Source organism: Belliella alkalica (assembly GCF_022549785.1).
In the GTDB taxonomy this organism is placed as follows: domain Bacteria; phylum Bacteroidota; class Bacteroidia; order Cytophagales; family Cyclobacteriaceae; genus Belliella; species Belliella alkalica.
The window spans coordinates 294,775-307,325 of the sequence record NZ_JAKZGO010000003.1 but is presented as its reverse complement, the minus strand read 5'-3'; the positions used below and the strand labels follow the sequence as shown (position 1 = coordinate 307,325).

10 protein-coding genes are annotated in these 12,551 nt (G+C 37.1%); 5 read left to right on the top strand and 5 right to left on the bottom strand.

The annotated features are described in order from the left end of the window. The first annotated feature begins 748 nt into the window (after positions 1–748). A complete protein-coding gene (locus MM213_RS05370; RefSeq protein WP_241410444.1) occupies positions 749–1,552 on the top strand; it encodes a glycosyltransferase family 2 protein in 804 nt (267 codons plus the stop codon). A 165-nt stretch (positions 1,553–1,717) separates the two neighbouring features. Here MM213_RS05370 and MM213_RS05365 read toward each other — a convergent pair whose 3' ends face one another. Next, positions 1,718–2,428: a glycosyltransferase family A protein gene (locus tag MM213_RS05365; RefSeq protein WP_241410443.1), complete on the bottom strand. Its 711-nt coding sequence runs from the start codon at positions 2,426–2,428 to the stop codon at positions 1,718–1,720. Positions 2,429–2,517: 89 nt separating this feature from the next. Beyond that, positions 2,518–3,720 (bottom strand): pyridoxal phosphate-dependent aminotransferase, encoded by a 1,203-nt coding sequence (locus MM213_RS05360; protein WP_241410442.1) that lies wholly within the window; start codon positions 3,718–3,720, stop codon positions 2,518–2,520. 133 nt (positions 3,721–3,853) lie between these two features. On the opposite strand from MM213_RS05360, the gene MM213_RS05355 reads away from it, so the two are divergent. The 4 genes from MM213_RS05355 (at position 3,854) to MM213_RS05340 (ending at position 6,661) form a co-directional block, all read left to right on the top strand. Beyond that, positions 3,854–4,711: a toxin-antitoxin system YwqK family antitoxin gene (locus MM213_RS05355; RefSeq protein WP_241410441.1), complete on the top strand. Its 858-nt coding sequence runs from the start codon at positions 3,854–3,856 to the stop codon at positions 4,709–4,711. An 82-nt stretch (positions 4,712–4,793) separates the two neighbouring features. After that, positions 4,794–5,225: a MarR family winged helix-turn-helix transcriptional regulator gene (locus MM213_RS05350; protein ID WP_241410440.1), complete on the top strand. Its 432-nt coding sequence runs from the start codon at positions 4,794–4,796 to the stop codon at positions 5,223–5,225. Positions 5,226–5,320: 95 nt separating this feature from the next. Continuing rightward, positions 5,321–6,325 carry an NAD(P)/FAD-dependent oxidoreductase gene (locus tag MM213_RS05345; protein ID WP_241410439.1) on the top strand — a complete coding sequence of 335 codons (1,005 nt, stop codon included), beginning with the start codon at positions 5,321–5,323 and terminating at the stop codon, positions 6,323–6,325. Between the two features lie 15 nt (positions 6,326–6,340). Next, positions 6,341–6,661: a 2Fe-2S iron-sulfur cluster-binding protein gene (locus tag MM213_RS05340; RefSeq protein ID WP_241410438.1), complete on the top strand. Its 321-nt coding sequence runs from the start codon at positions 6,341–6,343 to the stop codon at positions 6,659–6,661. 191 nt (positions 6,662–6,852) lie between these two features. Here the strand turns inward: MM213_RS05340 and MM213_RS05335 are convergent, their stop codons facing one another. The 3 genes from MM213_RS05335 to MM213_RS05325 are packed head-to-tail and all read right to left on the bottom strand — an operon-like array spanning position 6,853 to position 12,369. Continuing rightward, the gene (locus MM213_RS05335) at positions 6,853–8,763 is read right to left on the bottom strand and encodes a TIGR00341 family protein (protein WP_241410437.1); all 1,911 of its coding nucleotides are present in this window, start codon (positions 8,761–8,763) and stop codon (positions 6,853–6,855) included. Positions 8,764–8,791: 28 nt separating this feature from the next. Continuing rightward, positions 8,792–10,918 carry a methylmalonyl-CoA mutase gene (gene scpA / locus MM213_RS05330; protein ID WP_241410436.1) on the bottom strand — a complete coding sequence of 709 codons (2,127 nt, stop codon included), beginning with the start codon at positions 10,916–10,918 and terminating at the stop codon, positions 8,792–8,794. Beyond that, complete coding sequence (locus MM213_RS05325) at positions 10,915–12,369, bottom strand: methylmalonyl-CoA mutase family protein (RefSeq protein WP_241410435.1); 1,455 nt, start codon at positions 12,367–12,369, stop codon at positions 10,915–10,917. Before MM213_RS05325 ends, scpA begins: the two co-directional genes overlap by 4 nt. Between the last annotated feature and the right edge of the window lie 182 nt (positions 12,370–12,551).

Below are 12,551 nucleotides of genomic sequence, written 5' to 3'. Positions count from 1 at the left end.
AGAATTTCTTCAATTTGCTAAATTAATAAGACCATACCAAACAAAAAATCCTGCCGAAGCAGGATTTATTTGTTGAAATGAAGACTAGTAAAAGCAATTTTCAATATAGTCTTCATTTCTAAACTAGTTCAAAAACTCTAAGCAGAAAAAGTTGCTTAATCACCCGTGACAAATATACACAAGTTTATCTCAAACTTCCAAAATTTTCTTCATGGTATTTTTAGATAAATTATAAAAATAATAACACAACATTACTCAAGCGACACCTTTATCAGGATTTAAAGGCAGATGTAAAACGCCATTTATCCAATTTAAATCCTAATACAAAACTAGTAAACTTTACCTCGTAAATTATATTATAAATCTATATATCAACAGTTTATAAATTAAAATGACCACAGTTAAAATCAAATATTAACTTTGAATTTATTTCCATTCAAATAAAAAGTGACTATTTGATACGCATCTCAATATTGAGTACTTTTGAGTACTATAAAAACAATTAAAAATTAGAATATTAATATTTGTGATACTCAAAACTTCTCAAAATTCAAACAAAACCAAGCTATCTCTATTGCCAAAACTCTAACAGATTACTCCAAAGTAATCGTGTGAAAAATGCAGTATATATAATCATTAAAGTATTTTATACTAGTTAAAAATTTATCCAAATTTAAAAAAGTAGTCTAATTAAAATAAAGCCTTCAAGGAATCAAGTATCTTTATACAAAATTTCGTCTAAACTCAAATGATAAATAATCAGCCTCTTGTTTCAGTTATCATCCCATGTTTCAACCATCAGGATTACATCCAAGAAACAGTAAGCTCTGTATTACAATCATCATATCCGAAAGTTGAAATCATCATTGTCAATGATGGATCCACTGACAAATCAGGGGAAGTAATAAGGTCTTTAGAAAATGAATATGAAAACATTCTCGGAATCGAGCAAAAAAATGCAGGCCCCTCCGCTGCAAGAAATGCCGGTATATCAAAAGCAAAAGGGACAATAATCTTACCTCTGGATGGAGATGATTTGATTTCAAAAGACTACATATTAGAAGCGGTAGACACATTTTTCAAATCGGAGAATATCAAACTAGTATATTGCAAAGCCGAAAAATTCGGAAAGAAAAATGGGCCATGGAAACTAAAACCATTTTCATTAGAGTCACTTGCAAAAGACAATATGATATTTGTAAGTGCAATGTTCAAGAAAGAAGATTGGCTGTCGGTTGGGGGGTTTGATGTAGAAATGAGAGGTGGATGGGAGGACTGGGAATTTTGGATTTCGCTTTTAAAATCTGGTGGGGAAGTCGTACAGCTACCATTTGTCGGGTTTTATTACAGAACTGCTGAAAAATCAAGAAGGAAGATTTTTTCTAAAAAAGGAAAAAACAAAACTATAGATTATCTTAACCAAAAACATAAGGATTTTTTCTTCAAATATCTAAATGGACCTCTTCACCACCAAAGAAGCCTTTCAAATATCATCAATAAGATTAAATCTATATTTGCTAATATCAATATCCGTAATAACGCAAAAAGCTAAATCAAAAGACTTGCTCAAGCGAATAATCGTAACTTACGCCAGACCTTTGCGCCTAGGCTTAGCAGACAAGGGTTATTAGTAGATTAGTTATCTAGGTGCATCAACTGATTTACAATATATCGTTTTGTTTGGCTACTGCTAAGGAAGGGAATAACTATTTGGTAATTAAATTTTATCCCTACCCAAAATAAATTTCTGCCAGTAATACTTAATTGGATTGGTATATTTCAGTTGTTTCCAAGGGCGACTTCCATGTGGTCTATGCCAAACCTGCACATCATTTAGCACAAAGTTTCTGAACCCAAGATTAATGGACATTTTTGAAATAGTTGTATCAAACCAATCTTTTGACCTCTCTAGACGGTTTAGGTCAAACTGCTTTAATAGAGGTAGCGAAATCAAAGTACAACAAAAGCTTAAACTCCTTTCTGTTTGAATTACGTTCTTTTTTTCATTTTTAAATTTGAGATATGGGAAATTTGTCATCCCAACTTCATCTACAGTTATTGCTCCAATCATACCTGATTTTTCATTGAGAGCAAGAAAATCAAGTAATCTTGAAAAAGTATCTTTCTTTACTACAACATCAGACTCTACTATAATCATTGGCAATTTCTCGTCAAGAGCTATACTTTGCCCCTTTTGCAGAACATAATCATAGTTAGGTGAAGGTTTACTTACAAAATCCTCTAAATGGATCAATTCATATCCAAAAATTGCACGGTTTGCTTCCAACTTCTCTCTAGTATCTTCACTACTAAAGTCATTAAAAATAATATGTTTTACTTTAATATCAGATTCACTTATGGCCTTTGCTGTATCCAAAGTGGTTTCTATTGCATTCTTTACTGGTGTAATTACTACAGCCTTTACCATATTAATAACAAAATAGTTGAAGGAAAACAAATATAACTGGAGGCCAAATGAAAATAAACTCAAATGACCTCCAGATAAACATTAGCTAATTAAGACAACTTTCCCAAAGCTTCTTTCATCCTTTTCAAAGCTTCTTTCAAATCCTCTTCTGAGGCTGCATATGATAGCCTAAAACAATCAGGAGCACCAAATGCAGCTCCTGTCACTACTGAAACGTTCGCTTTCTCTAGCAAATAAATACACAAATCATCTGCATCATTTATTTGCTTTCCATCGGCACTTTTTCCAAAGAAAGCAGTCACATCCGGAAAGAAGTAAAAAGCTCCTTCGGGAACGTGTGTTTTAATCCCTGGAATATCTCTCAACAATTCCAACACCAATTCTCTACGTCCTAAATACGCCTTCTCCATTTCTTTGGAAGGATTTTGATCTCCTGATATTGCTGCCAAGGCAGCTCTTTGTGCGATACCTGTACCACCTGAGGTGAATTGACCTTGCATCTTCTCACAAGCTTTGGCGATAAATAAAGGAGCACAAATATATCCTACTCTCCATCCTGTCATTGCATAACCTTTTGAGAATCCGTTTACGGTGATTGTCCTTTCAAACATCCCTGGGAAAGAACCTATACTTGCATGCTTTCCAGTGAAGTTGATCAATTCATAAATCTCATCAGCGATCACATATACACCTTCTTGGCTTTTTACTACTTCAGCGATAGCCTCCAATTCTTCCTTGCTGAAAACTGAACCTGTGGGATTGCAAGGTGAAGAATAGATTACTGCTTTTGTTTTAGCTGTCATTGCATCTTTCAACTGCGCAGCTGTTGCTTTGAAATTATTTTCCAAAGTACCTTCAATCAAAACAGGAACACCACCTGCCAACTTGATGATCTCTGCATAAGAAACCCAATAGGGTGAAAAAATAACTACTTCATCACCTTCATTAAGCATACACATAAATATGTTAGCGATAGAATGCTTAGCTCCAGTAGAAACGACTATGTTTTCAGCTTTTGCTTCACTTATGTTATTTTCATCACGTAGCTTTTTGGCTATTGCCTCTCTCAAATCCTGATACCCTGCCACAGGAGGGTAAGCAAAATATTTCCCCTCATCGATTGCAGCCTTTGCTGCTTCCTGAATATGTTTTGGCGTTTTGAAATCTGGTTCTCCAAGACTCAAACTTATAATATCTATTCCTTGGCCTTTTAGCTCTCTAGCTTTTTTTGCCATTGCCAGCGTTGCTGACTCTTCCATTTGGTTAATTCGGTCTGATAGGATTGAATTCATTCTAGTGGTTGTTTTTTTAAAATTTTGTCAAAATTAAAGATTTGAAACTTTAATTCTAAACATAACTGAGATTTGATTGCGAATTAGTAATTTTAATGCTCAATAAACTTAAAAAGAACACGTTATTCAGATCATGAAATCGATCAAAATTCTTTTATTCCTGCTGATTGCTTTTAAAGTGGGCGCGTTTGCACAAAAAAAGTCTGACGTGGAACTCGTTGACCCTGATTCATCGGGAATAGTTGCCAATAAATTGTTACCGACCACATCTCCGCTTTTGCTATTTGATGAACAAAGCAGAAAGGAAAAAAAGAAAAAGGATAAAAAGAAAGCAAAGAAAAATATTTACTTCGGAGAGAAAACCAGAAAAGGAAGAACTAGGCAAGTATTTAGAGATCAAGTTCAATACACCGTTTTCAATTACACATCAGAACAAAAAACTGTAGACCCTTATATTAGAGACATCTATTGGTACGATCAAAAAGATAGGATAATTCGTTCAAAGGATTTTGACCCCTCAAAAGGAGTATTGCTGCATGGCCCTTTTGAAAAATATCTAAATGAAACTGTCATAGAAAAAGGCATGTTTTATTTCGGCACCAAGCATGGTACTTGGCTAACCTTCGACGCCAAAAGTGTCTTGTTAGACAAAGGACATTATAATGAAGGATGGCCAAAAGATTCTAGGACGACTTACTACGACGAAAACAATAAAGTGATCGAAAAAATAACTCCTGTGGAATATGAATTGAAGGAAGGTAATTTCTATCATTTCTACCAAAATGGACAAGCTGCAGTTATCGGGGAATATAAATACGGTGAAAAAGTCGGTATTTGGACAGAATACTGGGACACCAAAAATACCACCGCTATCAGGAAGAGGGAGATTCAATATCAGGAAAAACCCTTCACCAAAAATTTCAGACCCTATATAAGGGCAGAATGGGACAAGGAAGGAAGTTTGATCTATAGAAACCTCGCATCAAATTAATTTACAATTAACCCTATAATTTTTATAGGGTTTTTAATTTTAGATATATTTTTTCCATATATTTGTCACACTAACTATTGGTATGACACAAGTACAATTCAGCAAGTATTCATTTCTACTGGACAGAACTGCCAGAAAAGTAAAACAATATGCACAGCAGAAGTTTAATCTTGGGGAATTTGACATTACGGTAGATCAATGGTTGGTGCTGAAAAATCTTGCTGAAAATGAATTGCTAAGCCAGACCGAATTAGCACAACTGGTATTCAAAGACCACCCTACTTTGACAAGGATCATAGATATACTTTCAAAAAAAGGATACGTGGAAAGGATACCACATCCACAAGACAGGAGAAGCTTTCAACTTCATCTTACTGAAGATGGAATAGAGAAAGTCGAATCGCTTAAGCCACAGGTAGCATCAATAAGAGAAAAAGCTTGGGAAAACCTTGATTCAAAGGATTTTGAAGAATTTAAAAGGATTTTGAACACTATTTATAATAATCTGGAATAGAAAAACCCAAGAAGGTTTAAAATAGTTGTTATACTAATTATATTTGTACGAACAAATTGAATTCACATTGGTTTTACCAATAAACAAATAGAGAAATGATTAATACTGACATTTGCATTATCGGAGCAGGACCAGTTGGTTTGTTTGCTGTTTTTGAAGCAGGACTATTAAAAATGAGGTGTCATTTGATTGATGCATTACCTCAGGTAGGTGGTCAACTTTCGGAGATTTATCCCCAAAAGCCAATCTATGATATCCCAGGGTATCCAGAAGTAAAAGCACAGGAATTGGTGGATAATTTGATGGATCAAATCAAGCCTTTCAATCCGACATTCACTTTGGGAGAAAGAGTGGATCACCTTGCTAAGCAGGAAGATGGCTCTTTTATAGTCACCACTAGTGATAAGACGAAAGTTCATGCTCAGGTAATTGTAATTGCTGGAGGCTTGGGTTGCTTTGAACCTAGAAAACCTGTCCTTGAAAACTTAGAGCATTTTGAAGGAAAAGGCATTACCTATATGGTAAAAAACCCTGAAACCTTTAGAGACAAAAAGGTGGTCTTGGCAGGTGGTGGAGATTCTGCACTTGATTGGGCTATCTACTTGTCAGATGTAGCGAAAAGGGTAACCTTGGTTCATAGAAATGAAACTTTCAGGGGTGCTCCTGATTCTGCTGCGAAGGTTTTTGATATGGCAAATAATGGTAAAATCGATTTGATCCTTTCTGCAAATCTCAAGCAGGTAGGTGGAAATGGTGTGCTAAATAGCGTTACTCTAGAAAGTAAAAATAAAGAGGAAATAAAAATAGATGCTGATTATTTGATCCCATTGTTTGGATTAAGTCCAAAACTTGGACCTATAGCAGATTGGGGTTTGAGTATTGATAAAAATGCCATCGAAGTGGATACCACTGACTACTCTACTGGTGTTGACAGAATCTACGCAATTGGTGATATCAATACTTATCCGGGGAAATTGAAGCTGATACTTTGTGGCTTCCACGAGGCAGCCATCATGATGCACTCAGCTTTCAAATATGTTTACCCTGATCAAAAATTAAGCTTCAAATATACCACTGTCAATGGTGTAAATGCATTTTAATTTTATCTTTGCACCATGGTAACATTTATAGTAGAAGATCACGACGGCAATCGCCAATCTATAGAAGCTCCTGACGACATGGGGCTGAGCTTGATGGAAATCTTGAAAGCTTCAGAATACCCAGTACTTGCAACTTGCGGCGGAATGGCTCTTTGTGCCACCTGTCATGTAGAAGTCTTGGAAGGCGAAGAGGCACTTGGAGAAGCTACCGATACTGAACTCGATCAGTTGGAGAATCTACCCGAGTACTACCCAACAAGCAGACTTGCATGTCAGGTAAGAATCAGCCCAATATTGGAAGGGGCTGTGATCAAACTCAGAGGTGAAGACAATTAATATAAATAAAGGATAGATGATAAGAGAAAAAGGAGGTCAATTTGACCTCCTTTTTTTAAATGTGACTTTCTACAAATAATTGAATTTTATATATAACACGAATCGATTTACGAATTATTCCTTTCAGGATCTCCGATTGTACTGTGACACACTCCAATACAACCTAGCTCTCCATTTTAGAACACCCACAATTATTCATTTTTCTCCCTCCACAAACCAACCGCCACTGACAGTTCCAAATCTATCTTTTGAGACAATATTTCTTCAATTTCATCTTTCACCTGATTCAGCTCTTGGATATCCAAAGGCGACTCTGACACAATCGTTGCTGAAAGCTTTAACGGAACCACTTTAATGACTTTCACATCCCTCAATACACCAATTGAGATCTCCTTTCCACTAAGATCTTGCATGATTTTATTTTCTTTGACCATTTTGGAAAAACCAAAAGCCAGCGGCGCTGAGATTAGTATCACAAAGAATAGTGATATTGTCAAACCTTTTTTTGCTAGTTTGAATGGACTGAACCCAAGAAAAAGGAATGTAAGCGCTGCGGCCAGAACCATTCCTGCCAAGTTGGTTCCCAAAAGCAGTAATGCTCCCCAGAAAACCGACCAATCTCCCCAACCAAGCCCAACTCCAGATACTGCCAAAGGAGGCACTAGTGCAACTGCTATTGCTACACCTGCCAGTGTTTTTGCAACTTCTTTCTTGGCATGGGCATAAGCTCCTGCAACCCCTGAGGCCGCTGCCACTCCCAAGTCAAGTAAGTTAGGTCGAATCCTTGCCAAAATCTCACCATTCATCGTGTTCAATGGAGTAAACCAAGTGATCAAAACTGCAAAAAGATAGCCTACCCCCAAGCCAAAACCTATAGTTTTAAAACTTTCGCTTATCAGCTTATTATCTTGTCTCAAAACACCCATTGCCAATGAAATAATCGGAGACATCAATGGGGCTAAAATCATCGCTCCAATAATCACAGGAGATGAATCTCCAAAAAGCCCAAAAGTCGCAATGATCGTGGATAATGCCATCAAAACAAGATAACTCGAACTAAGCCTAGAATTCTCCCTTAAGATTGTAAAGAGCCACTTAAACTCTTCTGTAGTTGCATGGTTGGTGATTGGCAAGAATCTTTCCAACAACTCATTTTTCAACTCACCTTGTGGCAAATTTTGGGTTTTATAGACTCTGCTTTTTCTGACCTTATCCTCAGTCTTCAAGGATTTTCCTGGAACTATTGACAAAGCTTTTGACACTACTTCCAATTCTATTGACTTGGATGTCATCAGAATTTCATCCACTGAATAGTTAATCGGCGAACTACTATTTATATGAACTTTCTCTGTCTTAATGTGTGCTACATAGTCTGGAAGCCGATTCTTTTTTGAAGATTTGAAAATACTAAAAAAACCAAACTTAAAAATCTCCCAAATACTACTTGGTGCCAGCACTAAGCAATGCATCAAACCATCATTTGCGTAAGATCCTTCAATGATTCTGCGTGATAAAATAGAACTCTGACCATGTTGTACCACCACCATACCCAAGGCAGCGGTTTCGATTGGCTTTTCTTTAAACTCCCCTCCTTCTGTACTCCAGTTGATACTGAAAGGATGAAGCTTCACTCTTCTGAAGGAATTGAACAATCGCTTAACCCTAATAGCAAATTGAGAAATAAAATTCCTGTCTTTTTCTACCGCATACAAAAGGCTGAATGAATCTCCAATCATCAACTTATTCAATACAGGCTGACCATTTGCCAACAGGACATCGATTTCGAAGACTTCTTCAGTAGTCAAAATATTATCTACAGCAATTTCAAGATTTGAAGACACCCCAAAACCCTGCCTTGCCTCCACCAATTTCGGATGAGGCAAAAAACCTATTTTCCAGTGATTCTCTATGATCACATCCAATAATTCACGCAATTGCTCATCTGATAGATAGGCTACGATAAAATCATTGTCAGTAAACTCGTGCTTTCTATGATCTTTGTATGGAATCTTGATTTTGACATTATTACTCAATAAGGGCAAAACCTTTTCTTCCAAGAGGTCTAATTGATTTTCATCATAAATTAAAGTAATCGACTTCATAAGGGTATCAAAAAAGAAAGGTTGAAAATCAACCCTCCATCATTTTATTTAAAATTTCTATTGCGGCCTTTGGCAATACTGTACCAGGTCCAAATACAGCCGAAACACCTGCATTATAGAGAAAATCATAATCTCTTGGCGGAATCACACCTCCAGCTATGACCATAATATCCTCTCTTTTTAATTTCTTCAACTCAGCAATCAAAGCAGGAACCAGTGTTTTGTGCCCTGCTGCCAAAGAAGATGCTCCTACTATATGAACATCATTTTCTACAGCTTGTTGTGCCACTTCCTCTGGAGTTTGAAAAAGAGGCCCTATATCTACATCAAAACCCAAATCTGCAAAGCCTGTTGCGATTACTTTCGCTCCGCGATCATGGCCATCTTGTCCCATTTTGGCAACCATAATCCTAGGCCTTCTGCCTTCAATTTTGGCAAATTCATCGGCCAATGCTTTGGCTTCTATAAAACTCTTATCATGCATCGCTTCACCTGAATAAATCCCCGAAATTGATTTCACTGTAGCCTTATGCCTCCCAAATGCTTCTTCCATAGCATCTGATATTTCTCCTAAGGTAGCCCTTTTTCGAGCCGCATCTACCGCCAGTTCCAATAAATTACCTTTTCCACTTTTGGCTGAATCAGTGATTGCCTTCAATGCTGCTTTCACTTCTTCCGTATTCCTTTCTGCTTTTAACTTGTGGAGTCTTTCGATTTGTGACTTTCGGACAGAATCATTGTCAACTTCCCTTATCTCAAAATCAGATTTCTCTGATGTCTGATATCTGTTGACTCCGACTATCACATCTTTCCCACTGTCTATCCTTGCTTGCTTCCTTGCGGCGGCTTCCTCTATGCGCATTTTCGGAATACCTGCTTCAATAGCTTTTGCCATTCCTCCAAGCTCCTCCACTTCTTCTATCAGTGCCCAAGCTTTTTTCACTAATTGATCAGTCAAGTACTCTACATAGTACGAACCTCCCCAAGGATCAACTACCCGTGTGATCTCGGTTTCATCTTGGAGATATAATTGTGTGTTTCTTGCTATTCTTGCCGAAAAATCCGTAGGCAAAGCAATAGCCTCATCAAAGGAATTGGTATGCAAGGATTGTGTATGACCAAGTGCTGCTGCAAGCGCTTCTACAGCTGTTCTTGTGACATTATTCATTGCATCTTGTTCTGTAAGTGACCAACCGCTCGTTTGACAATGAGTCCTTAAAGCTAGTGATTTGTCATTTTTGGGATTGAATTGCTTCACTATTTTTGCCCAAAGCAATCTTCCTGCCCTCATTTTTGCAATTTCCATGAAATGATTCATTCCGATTGCCCAAAAAAACGAAAGCCTCGGTGCAAAATCATCTATATCAAGACCTGCCGCTACTCCAGTCCTTAGGTATTCCAAACCATCTGCCAAAGTATAAGCCAATTCCAAATCAGCAGTAGCACCTGCTTCTTGCATGTGGTAACCTGATATTGAGATTGAATTGAATTTGGGCATCTTCTTCGAAGTGTATTCAAAGATATCCGCAATGATCCGCATAGAAGGCAAAGGTGGATATATATAGGTATTACGGACCATGAATTCCTTCAAAATATCATTTTGGATCGTGCCACTCAGTTGCTCTGGCTTTACTCCCTGCTCCTCTGCAGCAACGATATAAAAAGCCATTATCGGAATCACAGCACCATTCATCGTCATGGAAACAGACATTTGATCCAATGGAATCTGATCAAAAAGCACTTTCATATCCAAAACTGAATCAATCGCAACACCTGCCTTACCTACATCCCCTACTACTCTTGGATGGTCAGAATCATAACCTCTATGAGTCGCCAAATCAAAAGCAACAGAAAGCCCTTTTTGGCCAGCTTTAAGATTTTTTCTATAGAATGCATTTGACTCTTCAGCTGTAGAAAATCCAGCATACTGACGAATCGTCCATGGTCGCATCACATACATGGTGCTATATGGTCCCCTTAAGTATGGTGCTATTCCAGCAGCAAAACCCAGGTGTTCGGCTTCAGAAAGATCCTCTTTTTGTACCACTGCGGGTACTTCTATTTTCTCCGCAGTATTCCATGTATAACTTCCCCAATCTTCTTTTTGAAAATTGACCTTTTTGTCTAAACTCAATTGTTTTAAATCCGGTCTCATAACTTCTCTTGGTTCAAAACTTCTTTCAAAAAACTCTGTCTATTGAATTTCAACTGACTTCCTGATTCATTGGCTATAGGATCTTCAAGCTGCAAACCTTCTTTTACATCACTCAAATATTTATTGACACCAACTTTGGTTAAACTACCTTCCAATACCATTTGTTGCTGTTTCTCTCTAACAGATTTCACTTCATTTTGAATGCTATTTTGATCTGCAGCTTGCCACCAACCACCAAGTTGTTCTATTTCCAATAGTTTCTCTTTGGCATTTTCAAAAATCTCTGCAATCAAACTTTCCATAAAATATGACCCTGCAACAGGATCCAATACTTGATCTAAGTAACTTTCTTCTTTTAGGATATTGGAAACATTTCTGGCCATCCGCAAAGAAAATCCACCCATTTCTTTGCTGACCACATCATGCCTTAAAACTTCCAATGCATTGCATCCGCCCAAAATCGCTGACATTGCTTCAGTAGTATTTCTCAGCAAATTAGTCTGGACATCGACCCCTGATTTTGTCCAATAACTTGTTTGGGCATAAATGAAGATATCTTCGGGGCTTTGTTCTACCTGATAAAGTGAGGCAAGATTTTGAATCAATATTCTCAGAACCTTGATTTTGGTCATTTCCAAAAAGTAATCTGAGCCAACAGCTGTCTGAAGTATTAAATTCCCGAAAATTTCCTCTGGACTAATCCCTTCAGCACTTAATTCATCAATCACATCAATGAAATAACTTAAGCTGAATGCCAATTCCTGAACTATGCTGGAACCTGCATTGTGATAATGGGAACATTGCAAAGTTAAAGCTCTAAAGTTTGGAAGCTCTTGTCCCATCGAAAGCAATGTTTTGCAAGTCTGGGTTACATTTTTTCTATCTCTCCCTTTTGTCAAATATTGTACAGCTCCATCCCAAATTATCCCTCCATTGATATCTGAAAAATCATGGTTCTCAACACTTAACCAATCCTTGAATTTACTAAATACAGGAATGGGGTCATCGGTTGGCTCTAAAAACAAATTTATGTACGCTGGCTGAATATCTTTCAACAAAACAGAAAGATCTTCATTACCATCCAATTCTAAGACAATTGCATCTGCACCATTTTGAAGAGACTCTAAAAGGATCTCGTTCCCTGCTTTTTCATCGACAGATGCGATTCTCACCACATTACTCCAAACTCGGGGCGCGATTCCAGGCACAGAAGGCTTAGGGTTTAGCCTATGGTGAAATTCACTTAGTACTGTATCAGCAGGAAGATCTTCAATTGTATAAAAAGGCTGTATTCTGAACCTATCCAAAGTTTGATTGACAAGGGTATCTTCGAAATCCTTTCCTTTCAAATCTTTGACAACTTGAGCAATCCACTCCTCTTTGGTAGTAGGTACAAAATCATCTAACAATTTATTTCTCATATCTATAATTACATTTGGGTTATTTTGCATTGTTTAAAATCAATTTTGATTTTTTAATAATGACATTGCTCTTCAAAACCAAAAATAAGGTTTTTAATGTAAACATTAGATATGATGTAGATACGCAATTCGTCAAGCGAACAAAATAGCCTAACATTCTCAATATTTAGATACTCCTAGAAATTGGATCGCCTACGGAAATAGTATTTATA

What these genes read in the sequence shown, in the direction of transcription:
- MM213_RS05370 (WP_241410444.1), top strand. Translation starts at nt 749, where the DNA reads ATGATAAATAATCAGCCTCTTGTTTCAGTTATCATCCCATGTTTCAAC.
- MM213_RS05365 (WP_241410443.1), bottom strand. Translation starts at nt 2,428, where the DNA reads ATGGTAAAGGCTGTAGTAATTACACCAGTAAAGAATGCAATAGAAACC.
- MM213_RS05360 (WP_241410442.1), bottom strand. Translation starts at nt 3,720, where the DNA reads ATGAATTCAATCCTATCAGACCGAATTAACCAAATGGAAGAGTCAGCA.
- MM213_RS05355 (WP_241410441.1), top strand. Translation starts at nt 3,854, where the DNA reads ATGAAATCGATCAAAATTCTTTTATTCCTGCTGATTGCTTTTAAAGTG.
- MM213_RS05350 (WP_241410440.1), top strand. Translation starts at nt 4,794, where the DNA reads ATGACACAAGTACAATTCAGCAAGTATTCATTTCTACTGGACAGAACT.
- MM213_RS05345 (WP_241410439.1), top strand. Translation starts at nt 5,321, where the DNA reads ATGATTAATACTGACATTTGCATTATCGGAGCAGGACCAGTTGGTTTG.
- MM213_RS05340 (WP_241410438.1), top strand. Translation starts at nt 6,341, where the DNA reads ATGGTAACATTTATAGTAGAAGATCACGACGGCAATCGCCAATCTATA.
- MM213_RS05335 (WP_241410437.1), bottom strand. Translation starts at nt 8,763, where the DNA reads ATGAAGTCGATTACTTTAATTTATGATGAAAATCAATTAGACCTCTTG.
- scpA (WP_241410436.1), bottom strand. Translation starts at nt 10,918, where the DNA reads ATGAGACCGGATTTAAAACAATTGAGTTTAGACAAAAAGGTCAATTTT.
- MM213_RS05325 (WP_241410435.1), bottom strand. Translation starts at nt 12,369, where the DNA reads ATGCAAAATAACCCAAATGTAATTATAGATATGAGAAATAAATTGTTA.